At 72.2% G+C, this 15021-nt stretch carries 11 protein-coding genes; 5 read left to right on the forward strand and 6 right to left on the reverse strand.

The genetic code is table 11. The features are described 5' to 3' along the window. The first annotated feature begins 13 nt into the window (after window positions 1-13). The 4 genes from BJY16_RS34195 to BJY16_RS34210 are packed head-to-tail and all read left to right on the forward strand — an operon-like array spanning window position 14 to window position 2452. Window positions 14-322, forward strand: coding sequence for a metalloregulator ArsR/SmtB family transcription factor (locus BJY16_RS34195; RefSeq protein WP_185043682.1), 309 nt, complete (start codon window positions 14-16; stop codon window positions 320-322). Beyond that, a complete protein-coding gene (locus BJY16_RS34200; protein ID WP_203759198.1) occupies window positions 319-1026 on the forward strand; it encodes a DUF2071 domain-containing protein in 708 nt (235 codons plus the stop codon). The genes BJY16_RS34195 and BJY16_RS34200 overlap by 4 nt, the downstream gene beginning before the upstream one ends. Window positions 1027-1028: 2 nt before the next feature. Further along, window positions 1029-2012 carry a BtrH N-terminal domain-containing protein gene (locus BJY16_RS34205; RefSeq protein WP_185043683.1) on the forward strand — a complete coding sequence of 328 codons (984 nt, stop codon included), beginning with the start codon at window positions 1029-1031 and terminating at the stop codon, window positions 2010-2012. Beyond that, window positions 2009-2452, forward strand: coding sequence for a hypothetical protein (locus tag BJY16_RS34210; RefSeq protein WP_221502064.1), 444 nt, complete (start codon window positions 2009-2011; stop codon window positions 2450-2452). Before BJY16_RS34205 ends, BJY16_RS34210 begins: the two co-directional genes overlap by 4 nt. A gap of 188 nt (window positions 2453-2640) precedes the next feature. On the opposite strand, the gene BJY16_RS34215 is transcribed toward BJY16_RS34210, so the two are convergent. The 3 genes from BJY16_RS34215 to BJY16_RS34225 are packed head-to-tail and all read right to left on the reverse strand — an operon-like array spanning window position 2641 to window position 6831. Beyond that, window positions 2641-4419, reverse strand: a complete 1779-nt coding sequence (locus tag BJY16_RS34215) for an ABC transporter ATP-binding protein (protein WP_185043685.1) — start codon at window positions 4417-4419, stop codon at window positions 2641-2643. After that, window positions 4409-6097: an ATP-binding cassette domain-containing protein gene (locus tag BJY16_RS34220; RefSeq protein ID WP_185043686.1), complete on the reverse strand. Its 1689-nt coding sequence runs from the start codon at window positions 6095-6097 to the stop codon at window positions 4409-4411. The genes BJY16_RS34215 and BJY16_RS34220 overlap by 11 nt, the downstream gene beginning before the upstream one ends. Further along, window positions 6094-6831, reverse strand: coding sequence for an alpha/beta hydrolase (locus BJY16_RS34225; protein ID WP_185043687.1), 738 nt, complete (start codon window positions 6829-6831; stop codon window positions 6094-6096). The genes BJY16_RS34220 and BJY16_RS34225 overlap by 4 nt, the downstream gene beginning before the upstream one ends. Before the next feature lie 177 nt (window positions 6832-7008). Between BJY16_RS34225 and BJY16_RS34230 the strand changes: the two genes are divergently transcribed. Continuing rightward, entirely contained in the window at window positions 7009-7983 is a 975-nt protein-coding gene (locus BJY16_RS34230; RefSeq protein ID WP_185043688.1) for a ketopantoate reductase family protein, read from the forward strand. 188 nt (window positions 7984-8171) lie between these two features. Here the strand turns inward: BJY16_RS34230 and BJY16_RS34235 are convergent, their stop codons facing one another. The 3 genes from BJY16_RS34235 to BJY16_RS34245 form a co-directional block, all read right to left on the reverse strand. Beyond that, window positions 8172-10583, reverse strand: a complete 2412-nt coding sequence (locus BJY16_RS34235) for a ricin-type beta-trefoil lectin domain protein (RefSeq protein ID WP_185043689.1) — start codon at window positions 10581-10583, stop codon at window positions 8172-8174. Window positions 10584-10680: 97 nt separating this feature from the next. After that, entirely contained in the window at window positions 10681-12096 is a 1416-nt protein-coding gene (locus BJY16_RS34240; RefSeq protein WP_185043690.1) for a glycoside hydrolase family 10 protein, read from the reverse strand. A gap of 21 nt (window positions 12097-12117) precedes the next feature. After that, on the reverse strand, window positions 12118-14904 hold the full coding sequence (locus tag BJY16_RS34245; RefSeq protein WP_185043691.1) for a glycosyl hydrolase family 95 catalytic domain-containing protein: 2787 nt from the start codon (window positions 14902-14904) through the stop codon (window positions 12118-12120). Window positions 14905-15021: the final 117 nt, after the last annotated feature.

Genomic DNA, 15021 nt, shown 5'->3' on the forward strand with positions numbered 1-15021 from the left:
TATAAACCTCGGCATGGATCAAGACGCAGGCGTGTTCCGCGCGCTGGCCGACCCGACCCGCCGGCAGATCCTCGAGGATCTCCGCGACGGCGAGCTGACCGCCGGCGAGATCGCCGACCGCTTCCCGATCAGCGGCCCGTCCATCTCGCGTCACCTCGGCGTGCTGCGCTCGGCCGGTCTGATCCGGGAGCGCCGCGAGGCGAACCGGATCTACTACGCGCTGGTCCCGGAGCGGCTGGCGCTCTGCGTCGGGCAGTTCCTCTCCGCCGTCTGCCCGGATCAGATCGTCGTGCGGCACCGCAGGAAGAAGGCCCAGCCGTGAGAACCCCTACGATGTCCGGCGTCATCGAGCGCCGCCTGCTGATCAACTACCGCACCGACCCGGACGCGGTCGCCCGGCTGCTGCCGGCCGGGATGCGCCCGCAGCTGATCAACGGGCACGCGGTGGCCGGCATCTGCCTGATCCGGCTCGGCCGGCTGCGCCCGCAGCCGTTGCCCGCCGCGGTCGGCATGCGCACCGAGAACGCCGCGCACCGCGTCGCCGTCGAGTGGGACACCCCGGACGGCGTGGCGAGCGGGGTCTACATCCCGCGCCGGGACACCGACTCGTGGGCGACCACGCTCGCCGGTGGCCGGCTCTTCCCCGGCGAGCACCACCGGGCCCGCTTCGACGTCGACGAGGACGACCGCGAGCTGCGAGTGGCGTTCCGCAGCACGGACGGCACCGGGGCGGTCCGCAGCCACGTGCGGATCACCGGCGGCTGGCCGGGCAGCAAGCTCTTCGACGACCTCGGCCAGGCGTCCGACTTCTTCCGGCGCGGCTGCGCCGGCTACTCCCCGACCAGCGCCGGCCGCGCCCTCGACGGCATGCGGCTGCACAGCGAGACCTGGGCCGTCGAGGCGGTCGAGCTGACCGAGGTGCACTCGACCTTCTTCGACCGGATCCCGGCCGAGCCGGACAGCGCCTTCCTGATGCGCGACCTGCCGGTAACGTGGCACTCCCTGTCACCGATGCGGATGGACTGACGATGATCCTGGAGCGGGTGGCGTTCCCCGGCGGGCTGCACTGCGAGACCACCGCGCTCGGCGCGCTGCTCGGCCACGCCGGGCTGGAGCTGTCCGAGCCGATGATGTTCGGGCTCGGCGAGGGGCTCGGCTTCGTCTACTGGGACGCCAAGACGATGGACTTCCCGTTCCTCGGCGGCCGGTCCAAACCGATGATGGTCACCCGCACCCTCGCCGGGCATCTGGGCCTGGACCTGCGCGTCACCGAGACCGCATCGGCCGGCCGGGCCTGGCGCGCGGTCACCGACGCGCTGGACGCCGGACAGCCGGTCGGGTTGCAGCTCGACTGCTACCACCTGGACTACTTCACCACGAAGGTTCACTTCGGCGGGCACGTCGTCGCGATGTACGGCTACGACGACACCCGGGCGTACCTGATCGACACCGCCCAGCAGGGTGGCGCCGTCACCACGTCGCTGACCAGCCTGGCGCTGGCCCGGTCCGAGCGCGGCCCGATGACCGCGCGGAACCTCTCGTTCACGATCGCCACCCCGCCGGGCCCGCCCGACCTGGCCGCCGCGATCCGGCAGGCGATCCGCGGCAACGCCGAGACCTTCCTCAACCCGCCGATCGCCAACCTCGGCCACCGCGGCATCGCCAAGGCCGCCACGCAGGTCAAGAAGTGGCTGGCCCGGTCCGCCGACCCGGGCCGGGACCTGCCGCTGGCCGCCTCGCTGATGGAACGCGGCGGCACCGGCGGCAGCCTGTTCCGCGCCGTGTATCGCGACTTCCTCGCCGAGGCCGCCACCCTGATCGACGACGACAGCCTGCGCCGCGGTCATCAGCTCTACACCGAGATCGCTCCGCTGTGGACCGAGGTCGCGACGCACCTCACCGTCGCCGGCGAGACCGCCGACCCCGCGCACCTGGCCCAGGCCTCGAAGATTCTCGCCGACCTCGCCCTGCGCGAGCGCGAAGCCATGACCGTCCTGGCCGAGATCCGATGACCCCGATGCCCGGGTGGAAGATCGGTCAGGACATCCAAGACCTTCTTGCGTACGCGAAAGCCGAAGGCGCCGCGGGCTATGAGGTGCACGAGGTCCGGCTGTGTCAGTGCGCGTCATGCGGCGGCCGCGTCTTCGGCCTGCACGGCGACCCGGAGGAGAACACGGCGAAGCGCCTGTGCCGTGGATGCGGCCGGGAGCACTTCATCGCGGACAGCGGCGACTACTGGGACGACAGCAAGGCCGGCATCATGGTCTGCGAGTGCGACGGTGACAGCGACGAGGAGGACTTCGAGCTCGCCGTGGCCTTCTCGCTCTACGAGGGCGGGGACGGCATCCGGGCGCTCGCCGTCAGCAGCCGCTGCGTCGCCTGCGGCCGCCTCGGCTACTGGGACGACTGGATGGTCCGCAGCGGCGACCTGCACCTGCTCGACCTCGCCTAACGTCGGGTGCCGCTGGTCTACCGCGCTCCCGTGAGTGACCTTGACGAGCTTCTGCCCCGGTCCGGGGGTGGGGGCGCCCGGCCTGCCCGCCGCGGCCGGGCTCTGGGGCAGCCGGGGAGAACCGGCGGGGCGGAACTCGCCGCTCTTGCGGCCGGGCTGACCCACCCGGGACTGCTCGTCTCGCGGAGTCAGGCGTCCACGGTGCGCGGGCCGACCGGCTCGGGGGTGGACGGCGTCGTGGTGTGCCAGGCGGCGACCAGGCCGGCGTACGGGCCCGGCTCGGACCGGAGGAGATCGTGCGGGCCGGTCTGGGCGAGGCGGCCGTCGGCGAAGACCAGGATGCGGTCGGCGGCCTCGGCGGTCGGGATGCGGTGGGCGATCGAGATGGTGGTGCGGCCGCGGGTCAGCTCGGTCAGGGCGCGCTGCACGGCGGCGTCGGTCTGCTGGTCGACGCCCGAGGTGGACTCGTCGAAGATGACCAGGTCCGGGTCGGCCAGGGCGGTGCGGGCCAGGGCGACCAGCTGGCGTTCGCCGATCGAGAGGCGCTGGCCGCGGACACCGACCGGGGTGTCCAGCCCGGCCGGCAGGGTGGCCAGCCAGTCGCGCAGGCCGAGCCGGTCGACGATGCGCTGCGCGTCGGCCTCGGAGGCTTCCGGCGTACCGACAAGAATGTTGTCCTTGATCGTCCCATCGAAGAGGAACGGATCCTGCGGGACGATCACCACTCGGCCGGCCAGGTCGCCCACGGAGTCCAGCAGAACCCCGGACAACCGGATCGTGCCGGAAGCTGCCGTCACCCGACGCGTCAGCAGCTTGGCGAAGGTCGACTTCCCCGACCCGGTCCGCCCCACCACCGCGACATGCTCGCCCGCCGTGATCCGCACCGACACGTCGTGCAGCACCAGCGGCCCGCCGGGATAACGAGCGGAGACATCCGCCAGGTCGACGCTGATCGGGCCGGGCGGCAGGGCGACACCACCGGAAGCCCGCTCCGGCGGGGTGGAGACCAGCTCCAGCGCCCGACGCCACCCGGTCAACGCGTTCTGCGCCTCCCCCAGGCTCTGCACCACGAACTGCAACGGCCGCACGAAGAACGTCACCAGGAACACCATGGCCACCACCTGCCCGGCCGTGAAGCCGCCCCACCACACCCCGCCGAGCAGCACGGTCACCGTCATCGTGGAGATCGCCAGCTCGCCCAGCGACGCGTTCCCGTGCAGCGGCACCAGCGTGCCGATCAGGCTGTCCCGGGCCCGGTCGACCGCCCGGTCCAGCTTGCGCCGGGTGCGTTCCTGGGTGCCGGTCGAGCGGATCAGCGGGCCGCCGGTCACCGACTCGGCCACCGCGCTCTGCATCGCCGACAGGTCGCGGCGGGCCCGGTCGAACCGGCGCGCGATGATCCGCTGGGTCCGGGTCATCGCCGCGATCAGCACCGCGGTGATCAGCAGCACCGGCACCGCCAGCTGCCAGCCGTAGACCAGCAGGATGCCGGTCGCGATCAGCAGCTGGGCGGCGTTGGTCAGGAACTGGATGCCGCCGCCCTGCAGGAACGTGGTGACCTGGTCCAGGTCGCCGGTCAGCCGGCTGACCAGGTCGGCGCTGGGCACCCGGTCGGCGGTGGCGGCGGCCATGTCGTGCACCCGGCGCAGCCCGTCGCGGCGCAGCCCGGCCAGCGCCGCCTCGACCTTGCCCTGCAGACGGCGGTTGAGCAGCAACGACGAGATGCCGGCGAGCAGCACCGCGCCGACCCCGACCGCGACGGCCGGGCCGACCGTGCCCGGCGCCAGCCCGGCGTCGATCACGTGCTGCACGGTGAGCGGCGCGATGATCCGGCCGGCGCCGGCCAGCAGCGCGAGCAGCCCGGTCGCGAGCAGACCCTGCCGCAGCTGCGGGGACTCCCGGACGGCGACGGCGATCAGCCGCCGTGGCCGGCTCCCGCTCAGGTCGGTCAGCAGCTCAGTGGACATCGGAGATCCGCCCCTCGTGAAGCATCACCGTTCGGTCGGCCAGCGTGCGCGGACCCGGCCGGCTGGTGCTGATCAGGACCGTCGGGCCGGGTTCCGCGGCGAGCCCGGCCAGCACCTGCTGCTCCACCCGGGCGTCCAGCGCCGAGGTGAAGTCGTCCAGGATCAGCAGCCGCGGCCGCCGCAGCAGCGCCCGGGCCAGGCAGATCCGCTGCCGCTGCCCGCCGGAGAGGGTGGCGCCGCGCTCGCCGACCACGGTGTCCAGCCCGTCCGGCAGCCCGCGCACGATCTCGTCGGCGGCCGCCCGGCGCAGCGCGGCCCACAGCTCGTCGTCGCGATGGCGGCCGTCCAGCACCAGGTTGTCCCGGATCGACTCGGCGAACAAGAACGGGCTCTGCGACACCGTCGCCACGTGCGCCGGCACCGCGCGCCCGGCCAGCTCGCGCACGTCGACGCCGTCCAGCAGCACGCTCCCGGTGTCCGCGTGGATCTGCCCGCCGGCCAGGTCGAGCAGCGTGGTCTTGCCGGCGCCGACCGGGCCGACCACCACGGTCACGGTGCCCGGTTCGAGCACCAGGTCGAGGTCCGCGACCAGCTGGCGGCCCTGCCGGCTGACGCCGGCGCCGCGCAGGTCGACCCGCATCGGTCGCGATCCGCTGAGATCGAGACTCCCTTCCGGTACGAGGTGAGCACTGCCCAGCACCCCCTGAACCCGCTCCCGCCCGGCCGCGGACATCGGCAGCATGGACAGGAACCGGCTGATCACGTTCAGCGGGATGGCGATCGTGATCAGCAGGTAGACCACGCCGACCAGCGCGCCGACGCTGAGCGTGCCCTGCTGCACCCGCGGCGCCCCGAAGGCCAGCACCACCAGGACAGCGGCGGTCGGCAGCAGCTCCAGCAGCGGGTCGAAGACCGAGCTGACCGCGGCCATCCGCAGGTCCGCCTCGCGCAGCCGCTCCACCCCGGGCGCGAACCGGGCGTCCTCCCGCTCGACCAGCCCCAGGCTGCGGACCACCGGGCCGCCCTCGATCGACTCGTGCGCGACCCCGCTGACCACCCCGCGGGCGGCCTGCGCGTCCCGGGCCCGCGGCGCCAGCAGCCGCTGGTAGGTCACGTTCAGCGCGAGCACCAGCACCACCAGGGCCAGCCCGACCAGGCCGAGGCCGAGCGCTTGGCGGAACAGCTCGGTGAGCGCGAGCAGCAGCATGAACACCATGCCCACGGCGAAGTAGGCGAACTGCATCGGCGACCAGAGCGCGTCCACGTCGCCGCCGGCGTGCGCGAGCAGCCGGCCGGGCGAGCGCTCCCGGTGCCAGTCCGGGTGCAGCCGGAGGTAGCGGTGCACGACGGCGCGCCGGGTCTCGGCCTGCGCGCGGTACTGCACCCGGCCGGTGCTGACCCCGCGGATCAGGATGGTCAGCCAGCGGGCGGCCGAGACGCCGAGCACGAACAACGCGCTGAGCCACCAGGCGCTCGCCGGCACCGGCTCACCGGAGAGCGCCGGGACGACCAGGTGGTCGGTGGCCCAGGCGATCGCGGACGCGCCGGCCACCATGGTGGACCCGTTGACCAGCCCGGCCACGGTGGCCACCGCGGCGGCGCCGGGGTTGGCCCGGGCGCCGGCGAACTGGGTGGCCAGCGCGGACCTGCGGCGCAGGTCGGGCAGCGCGAGGCTCACGCGTTCTTCCGCTCGGGTCGGGCGATCGGGGCGCCGGCGCGGAGCCGCTCCAGGAACAGCACGATGGACGCGGCGACGGTCCGGTGGGTCTGGTCGTTGAGCACGTCGTGTGGGGCGCCGGCGATGCTCAGCAGGTCGGCGCGAGGCACCGTGGCGTACCACCGGCGGATGCCCTCGAGCGGGCTGATCGGGTCCCGCTCGCCGTGCAGGCCGAGGACCGGCACGGTGATCTCGCCGGGGTCGTCCGGATGGAACCAGTCGGCGGGCAGGTCGGTGAAGAGCTCGCCGGGCCGGACGCCGTCGTCGCTGATCCGCCGGCGGTGGGCCGGGCAGGCGGACCGGGCGTCCAGTTCGGCCGCCCAGTCGCGGTGCGGCGCGGCCTGCGGCGAGGCGGGCAGGCCGGCGAGGATCAGCGCGGAGGCGCGGGGCAGGCGGCGGGTCGCGGCCAGGCTGGCGGCGAACGCGGCGCCGGCGTCCGAGCCGACCACGATCCGCGGTGTCGCAGGCTCGGCGCCGGCCAGCAGCGCGGTCAGCTGCTCCCGGCTGCGGACCGGGTCGTCGCTGGGCGCGGTGACGGCGTGCACCCGGTACGCGTCGGCGGCGAGCCGGCGCCCGAAGCGCTCGTAGACCCGCGGCGACTCGCCGCGCCCGGGCAGGACGATCAGCGTGCCGCGTGGCGGGAGGGAGTCCGGCTCGGTCCAGGTCAGAACGGTGTCCTCGGAGGCGAGGGTCATGCGGCGGCCTTCCGGTGCGTAAACCCTATTACACCCACCAATCTAATAGGTTTTTGGATCACCTGTCCATCCTCGAGCTCTGGACAAAATCCTTTTCGGGGAGCCATGCTGACCTGCATGAATTCAGCGGCATTTCCTACTGCACCGATCGGTGATTCAGGTCACTCTCGCATCGTCGTGATCGGCGCGGGAGCGGTCGGCGCGTCGATCGCCGCCGAGCTGCACCGCGCTGGGGCCGACACCGTGCTGGTCGCCCGCGGCGCCCAGCTCGCCGCCCTGCGCGAGCACGGCCTCACCTACGTCCGCCCGGACGGCACACACCGGCTGCGCATCCCGGTGGTGGCCGGGCCGGACGAGGTGGAGCTCACCGGGACCGACGTGCTGGTGCTGGCCACCAAGACGCCGGACACCGCCGCGGCGGTCCGCGACTGGGCCTGGCAGCCGGTCAAGCGCGCCGACGGCGGCACCGGCGTCGCCGCCACCGACCTGCCCCTGGTCACCCTGCAGAACGGGCTGGACAACGAGCGCACCGCGCTGCGCTCGTTCGCGCACGTGATCGGCGGCGTGGTGTGGATCCCGGCGACCTTCGTGGTGCCCGGCGAAGTGGTCAATCACGCCGTGCCGGTCCCGGCGGTCCTCTTCCTCGGCCGCTACCCGGCCGGCGCCGACGCGCTGACCGAGCGGGTCGCGGCCGGACTGCGGCCGGGCGGCATCACCGTGCACGTGGTCCCGGACATCACCGCGCACAAGGCCGCCAAGCTGCTCGGCAACCTGGTCAACACGCTCGACGCGCTCTACCGGCCGAGCACGCTGCGGGACGCCGTGCTGGCGAGCCTGAGAGCCGAGGCCGCGACGGTCTACGCGGCCGCCGGAATCGTCCCGGCCACCCCGGACCACACCGGGTTCGACGCCGTCGACATCCCCGGCTACGCGAGGGCCGGCAACTCCACCCGGCAGAGCGTCACCCGCGCGACGCTGCCCGAGACCGACTTCCTGGACGGCGAGATCGTGCTGCTCGGCCGCCTGCACGGGGTGCCGACGCCGAACACCGCAGCGATCCAGGCCCGGCTGCACCGCGCGCTGGCCGAGGGAACACCGGCCGCCTCCCTCGACGACGCCGACCTACGCGCCACCGTGCCCGGCCTGGACTAGGAGCGGCCGGCCGGTGCCGGCTGTCCAACCCCGACGCCCGGATCGGGGTTGGACGAGCACGGCGCGATCGGTCCCTGCTGACCCGCAGGGGTGCGGCGATGATTTCTACCGGAGCCGATGGCGATCCGGGTCACTCTCGCTACGTCGTGACCGGGGCGGGCGCGGGACCCGGCCCGTCCGCCTGCCGGTCATGACCTGATCCAACGCTGGTTGCTGCCGCCGTTGCACGTCCACAGGACGACGGCGGTGCCGTTGGCCGTCCCCGCGCCGGTCACATCCAGGCACAGGCCGGACTGGACGCCGGTGATGGTGCCGTCGGCGTTGATCCGCCATTGCTGGTTGGCGGCGCCCGTGCAGGACCAGATCCGGGCCCGGGCGCCGGCGGAGGCGCTCGGGGCGTCGAGGCACTTGTTTCCGTAAACGGTCAGCTGGTTGGCCGACGTCGCCGTCCAGGTCTGGTTGGCGCCGCCGTTGCAGTCCCAGATCTGCACGACCGTCCCGTCGGACTGGCTCTGGCCGTTGACGTCCAGGCAGCGGTTGGAGCCCGCACCGCGGATCGCCCCGGTGGGGCTCGGACCGCCGCCGAGCGCGGTGACGGACAGGTTGTCGAACTGCGCTGTCACCCCCTGACCGGTGGCGTACCCGACCTGCCCCGCGACCCACGTGGCATCCGTGACGCTGCCGACGGTGGCCCCGTCGATGGCTGCGGTCAGGGTGCTGCCGTTGACCGTGAGGGCCAGCTTGTGCCAGCGGCCGGTGCCCAGGGCCGACGTGGTGCCGCTGATCAGGGTCCGCTGGTTGCCGCTGGTGTTGTTGCTGCGGATCGACCACGACCCGTTGTCGGCCACCCGCAGGTAGTAGGCGTTGAGGTTGTGCGGGTTGTCGTGGTTGTAGTTCCCGGCCCGGCCGATCAGCTGGGCATAGCCGCTCCTCTCCAGCATGACGTCGGAGGAGACGGTGTAGTTGCGCCAGTTGAGGTCACCGAGCAGCGTGAACGGCTCGGCGTGGCCGGAGGTCCAGAAGATCGGCGCCTGTTCCGCCATCTGGCGTACGCACTGACCGGCCCGGCCACCGCCGCACCCGGTCACCTCGAAGGAGCCCTGGTGATCCGACAGGTACTTCGCCTCGCGTCCGGTCGCGTAACCGTCGAAGTCGTCGCTGTACGGCAGCGCCAGTTGTCCCTGGGCGGGGCTGGCCGCGGTGCCCTTGCCCTGCCCGGTCGTGGTGGTGATGCTGTAGACGTAGCCGGGCTGGACGGTCAGCGAGAACGAGCCGTTGGACGGGGTGATGTCGGCGCGCCGGACGAACTGGTCGGCCGGGTTGCTCGACCGGACGTTGGTGGACCACACGTGCACGGTCCCGGCCGACAGTCCGCCGGTGACGGTGAACTGCAGGTCCTGGGCCGATCCGGCGTCCATCGTCTCGATCACGGTGCTGTAGTCGCCGGTGTTCGGCGCCCGGAGCGAGACGTAGCTGCCGTTGTTGCGGCTACCGCCCAGGTAGCCGCTGGCGCTGTCGAGGTAGCGCCAGCCCGGTGCGGTGAACTGGGTGGTGTGGCCCATGACCCAGGCACTCGTGCCGATCGAGTAGTAGCCGGACCAGGGCTGCGGCGCCACGGCCACCCCGGTCGTGACCCAGGGGACGTTCGGCGTGATCGCGGCGATGACCGGCCAGTTGAGGTAGGCGGTCATCTTGCCGTCGAGGTAGTCGCGGTTGATGCCGCGGGCCAGGGCCGGCGCGCCGGCGTTGTAGTCGTCCGAACCGTTCTCGCTGGCCCACAGCGTCTTGCCCGAGTTCACCGCGTTCGCCGAGCTGGGACAGGAGGTCTGCGCGCTGCGGTAGCCGCAGACGTAATGGCTGCCGACCACCGAGATCGCGGCGCCGAACGCGGGGTCACGCAGCGCGTCGTCCGCGGAGCCCCAGCCGAACTCGTCCGAGGCCACGATCTTCACGTTCGGGTAGCCGCGGGAGTTCAGCGCCGAGCGCAGGTTCTTGTACCAGTTCAGATCGCGGCCGCGTTCGTTCCAGCCGCCGAGGTAGTCGATGGTCAGTCCATGCGAGGCCGCGCAGCCGAGCCAGGCGATCAGATAGTCGATCGAGTCGCTGGACCAGAAGTTGCCGTTGCCGATCCAGCCCGGGGCGCCCCAGGACAGTCCGACCAGCTTGATGCTGGGATTGCGGACCTTCGCCTGGCCCATCAGCCACCACTCGTACCCGCGGTCGCAGTTCACGGCGCCGCGGGTGTGCTCGTGGCTGGGCTCCGCGCCGGAGGTCGAGTTGGTGTCCCCGCCGATCTCCACCTTCATGATCTGCATCGCCGCGCCGTATCCCGGCTTGAACAGGTAGTCGAGGATGTCGCTGCGCTGGGGTTCCGGGTAGTCGACCAGGAGGCGGCTGTTGCCGCCGCCGCCGCTGATCGCCCCGACCCCGTCGAAGGTGCGCCCGGCCGACGTGCCGTTGATCGTGATCGCCGTGGCGGCCCGCGCCGGCGCGGGATCCGCGACCAGCACCCCCGCCAGTGCCAGCAGAAGGCTTGTGGCCACCGCCCAGCCGCGGCGCGGCCGTCGGCGGTTCGACCCGTGGTCGTCACCTGTTGTCATCGGAATGTCGTTCCCTTCTGCCGGCCCGGCTTCGGGCGGTCCGAAGCCGGGCGGCGCAGCAGCGTGAGGGTGTGCGAGGTTCGGTGCCGGGCGCCGGTCAGGAGCTGGTGCAGGTGAGTCCGCCGGGCGCCGTGGTGGTGCTTCCGTTGACCAGGAAGCCGAAGCTGGTGGAGGCATTCGCGCCGAGCGACCCGTTGTAGTCGGCGTTGCGGACGCTGACCGTGCCGCTGGTGCCGGTGGCGACGCCGTTCCAGACGTTGGCGATGGTCTGCCCGCCGGCCAGAGTCAGTCGCACGGTCCAGCCGTGGAGCGTGCTCGAGCCGTTGTTGGCCACGGTGACCTCGCCCTGGAACCCGCCGCCCCAGCTGTTGGTCAGCCGGTACGTCGCGGTGCAGGCGCCCGGCGATCCGGAGACCGGCGGGATGCTCGGCGGCGTGCTGACCGGCGTGCTCGGCGGGGTGCTCGTGCCGGGCACCGAGGTCGAGGCGGCGTTGAGGGCGTTGAGCACCGAGGTGTACGCCGGCTTGGGGTTGCTGTTGCGGTCGAACAGCAGTGGGTTCTCGCTGCCGCGCCAGGAGTCGCTGTCGCGGATGCCCCACGTCGTGATGCCGACGCAGCGGGGAACGTTCGCGCAGGCCTGGGTCAGACCCGCGTACTGGGTGGCGGACGCGTTGGTGACGTCGGCCTCGGTCAGGGCCACGTCCACGCCGAGGGCGGCGAAGCTGGACAGCGTGGTCGGGAAGTTGCTCGGCAGCGAGCTGCCGCCGGTGAAGTGGGTCTGCAGGCCCACGCAGTCGATCGGCACGCCGCGCGACTTGAAGTCCCGGATCATGTTGTAGACGCCCTGCGTCTTGGCGTACGTCCAGTTCTCGATGTTGTAGTCGTTGTAGCAGAGCTTGACCGACGGGTCGGCGGCCCGCGCGGCCCGGAACGCCGCCTCGATCCAGTCGTTGCCGGTCGCCTGCAGGTTCGACTGCCGGCGGCTGCCGTTCTCGGCGAACGCCTCGTTGACCACGTCCCAGGCGTAGAGCTTGCCCCGGTAGTGGCTCATGACGCCGTTGATGTGGTCGATCATCGCGGTCCGCAGGGCGCCACCGCTGAGGCTGCCCCAGAACCGTGGTTGCTGGGCGTGCCAGGCCAGCGTATGGCCGCGGACCCGCATGCCGTGCTGGGTGGCCCAGTTGTAGATGGCGTCCCCGGCCCGGAAGTCGAACTGACCACGGTTGGGCTCGGTCGCGTCGGGCTTCATCTCGTTGACAGCCGTCATCATGTCGAACTCGCGGTTCGCGATGGTGAGGAAGCCCTGGTCGTTGAGCCGGTCACCGCCCATGGCGGCGCCGAAGTACCGGCCGCTGCGCTCGGCGGCCGCCTTCAAACTGGTTCCGGGCGGGCCGGTGAGGTCGGCGTGGGCGGAGCTGGCCACCGCCACCGAGGACACGGCGACGGCCACGGCGCAGACACCGCCGAGGAGCCCTCTGGCACGGCGTTGGGGCCGACCGTTCAGATCTTTCATCGGTGCGCTTCCTCCGGGGGATCAGCGGGTGGTGACGGTGAGCGTGGTGGGCGGGTCGTTGGCGCCGGTCACGGTGGCGATGAGGCCGAAGGTGGCGGTGGCTCCGGCGGCGAGAGCGCCGTTGTACGCGGCATTCGTCACCGTCACGGCGGCACCGCTCTGGGCGAAGGCGCCGTTCCAGACCTGACTGACGGTCTGTCCGCCAGGGAAGGTCCAGGACACGGTCCAGCCACTGATCGCCTGGGTCCCCGCGGTCACCGTCACCTCGGCCTGGAAGCCTCCGGACCACGAACTCGTCACCGCGTACACCGCCCGCGCTCCGGCCGGTACCGGGGCCGACGAGGACGGGACCGCCGAGGGCGACACGCTCGCGGAGACCGTCGGCGTGCCGCCCGGCCGGGCGGCCCGGTAGGTGTGGCCGGCGCGGGCGGTGAGCTGCACGGCGTCGGGCTCCAGGCGGGTGACGACGACGGCGGCGCCGGCGGTGACGTCCTCGACGGTGAAGTCCGCCGCGAACAGCCGGGCACGGAGCCGCACGGCGCCGTCGCGATCGGCGGTGATCAGCACCTCGTCCGCCTGACCGGCGTTCCACACCATGCCCACCGTGTAACCGCCGCGTCCCCGCAGGCCGGTCACCCGGCCGGCGGGCCAGGCGGACGGCAGCGCCGGCAGCAGGTGCAGCTCGTTGTTGTGGCTCTGCAGCAGCATCTCGGCGATGCCCGAGGTGGCGCCGAAGTTGCCGTCGATCTGGAACGGCGGGTGCAGGTCGAACATGTTGGGCGCGAGGCGGTCCGTACGCACCAGGTCGCCCAGCAGCTTGCGGGCCGGCGCGGCATCCTCCAGCCGGGCCCAGTAATTGATCTTCCAGGCGAGCGACCAGCCGGTCCCGTCGTCGCCGCGGAGCTCCAGGGTCCGGCGTGCGGCCTGGTGGAGCTGGGGAGTGCCACGCTTGGTGATCTGATTGCTCGGGTGCAGGCCGTACAGGTGGGAGACATGCCGGTGGTTCGGCTCGGTCTCGACCCAGTCGGCCAGCCACTCCTGGATGTTGCCGCGGGAGCCGACCCGCATCGGGGGCAGCCGGTCCCTGGCCGAGCGCACGCGGGTCCGGAAGTCCTGGTCGACGCCGAGGACCTCACCGGCCCGGGCGACGCCGTCGAACAGGTCGCGCAGGATCTGGTTGTCCATGGTCGGGCCGGCACACACGCTGGCGTTCGCGTGGTGCGGGAGCTCGGGAGAATTCGACGGGTTGGTGACCAGGTATCCGAGCGTCGGATGGCTGACCAGGGTGTCCAGGAAGAACTGGGCGGCGCCCTTCATGGCCGGGTAGTTGTCCCGGAGGAAACCGAGGTCGCCGGTGAACAGGTAGTGGTCCCAGATCAGCGTGGCCAGCCACGCTCCGCCGGTCTGCCACATGCCCCACAGCGCGCCGTCGACCACCGAGGTGCCGCGCCAGGCGTCGGTGTTGTGATGGGTGACCCAGCCGCCCGCGTTGTACTGCGCCCGCGCCGTCCGGGCGCCGCTCACCGCCAGGTCCTTGATCATGGCGAAGACCGGCTGGTAGCACTCCGCCAGGTTGGTGGAGTCGGCCGGCCAGTAGTTCATCGGCAGGTTCGCGTTGATGGTGTACTTCGAGTCCCACTGGGGACTGGTCGAGTCGTTCCAGATGCCCTGCAGATTGGCCGGCTGGGTGCCCGGCCGGGACGAGGAGATCAGCAGGTACCGGCCGAACTGGAACAGCAACGCGGAGAACTGCGGGTCGTCCACGGTGGCGTGGCGGGCGATCCGCACGTCGGTCGGCTGGTCGGCGGCGGCGGTGCGGCCGAGGTCGATCGTCACCCGGCCGAACAACGCCTGGTAGTCGGCGACGTGCCGGCTGCGCAGCTGGTCGTAGGCGATGGTGCGGGCGGCCGCCAGCCGGCTGCGGGCGAGACCCTGGTAGTCGCCGTTGACGGTGCGGAAATCGACGTAGCTGGAGCCGATCGAGACCAGCAGCGTCACGCTGGTGGCGCCGGACACGCGCAGCGTGCCGCCGGTGCTGGTGACCGTGCCGCCGGTGACGATCGCCTGGGCCAGGGCGAGGAACCGGACGGAGCCGGTGACGCCCTCCATGGAACCGGAGATGCCCTCGAGGGCGATCGTGGCGCTGTCCGGGCTGGACGTCGTGGTGCGTTGCGGGCTGGCGAAGGTGCCGCTGAACGAGACAGCGCCGGCCCGGTCCGCGGTCAACCGGACGACCACCACCTGGTCGGGCGCGCTGGCGAACACCTCACGCTGGTGGCGCACACCGTTCAGCACGTACGTCGTGGTGGCGATCGCGGTCGTCAGGTCGAGCCCGCGGTGGTATTGCGTCGCCCCGGAGGCGGAGCCGAACGCGAGCCGCAGATCCCCGACCGTTTGATACGCCAGCTGCCCGCCGGGTGTGCCCATCATGGTCTGGTTGATCAGATCCTGCGCTGACGTCCACTGGTCGGCGAAGACCCGCCGCCGGATCTCGGCCAGCGCGGCCGCTCCCCGCGAGTTGGCGGAGTCGTAGGGGCCACCGGCCCAGACCGTGTCCTCGTTGAGCTGGAGGCGTTCGGTGTCGATGTTGCCGAACACCATCGCCCCGAGGCGCCCGTTGCCGATCGGCAGCGCCCGCAGCCACTCGGCGCCGGCCGGCTGGTCGTACCACAGGGCCAGGTCGTCGGCCGCCCGCACCTCGGGCGGCGCGGTGAACCCAGCCCGGGCGGCGGCTGTCCACCCCAGCGGCACCAGCGCCGCTCCGGCCGCGCCCCCGAAGATCAGGTGTCTCCGTGTCACTTCGGGCATGGCGGTCTCCTCGGAGAAGAGCGGGATCGGGTGCCGGCCATTCGTGGAAGCGCTCCCAGCGCGCCCCCAGATTGCCAGATCGTTTCCAACTCATCAAGCGAGAGACGTCAATGCTTA

This window comes from Actinoplanes octamycinicus, from assembly GCF_014205225.1.
Classification (GTDB): Bacteria; Actinomycetota; Actinomycetes; order Mycobacteriales; family Micromonosporaceae; genus Actinoplanes; species Actinoplanes octamycinicus.

Excerpts from the sequence above, each read along its gene's own strand:
- BJY16_RS34215 (WP_185043685.1), bottom strand. The coding sequence starts at position 4,419 with ATGTCCACTGAGCTGCTGACCGACCTGAGCGGGAGCCGGCCACGGCGG.
- BJY16_RS34235 (WP_185043689.1), bottom strand. The coding sequence starts at position 10,583 with ATGACAACAGGTGACGACCACGGGTCGAACCGCCGACGGCCGCGCCGC.
- BJY16_RS34205 (WP_185043683.1), top strand. The coding sequence starts at position 1,029 with ATGATCCTGGAGCGGGTGGCGTTCCCCGGCGGGCTGCACTGCGAGACC.
- BJY16_RS34195 (WP_185043682.1), top strand. The coding sequence starts at position 14 with ATGGATCAAGACGCAGGCGTGTTCCGCGCGCTGGCCGACCCGACCCGC.
- BJY16_RS34210 (WP_221502064.1), top strand. The coding sequence starts at position 2,009 with ATGACCCCGATGCCCGGGTGGAAGATCGGTCAGGACATCCAAGACCTT.
- BJY16_RS34245 (WP_185043691.1), bottom strand. The coding sequence starts at position 14,904 with ATGCCCGAAGTGACACGGAGACACCTGATCTTCGGGGGCGCGGCCGGA.
- BJY16_RS34240 (WP_185043690.1), bottom strand. The coding sequence starts at position 12,096 with ATGAAAGATCTGAACGGTCGGCCCCAACGCCGTGCCAGAGGGCTCCTC.
- BJY16_RS34225 (WP_185043687.1), bottom strand. The coding sequence starts at position 6,831 with ATGACCCTCGCCTCCGAGGACACCGTTCTGACCTGGACCGAGCCGGAC.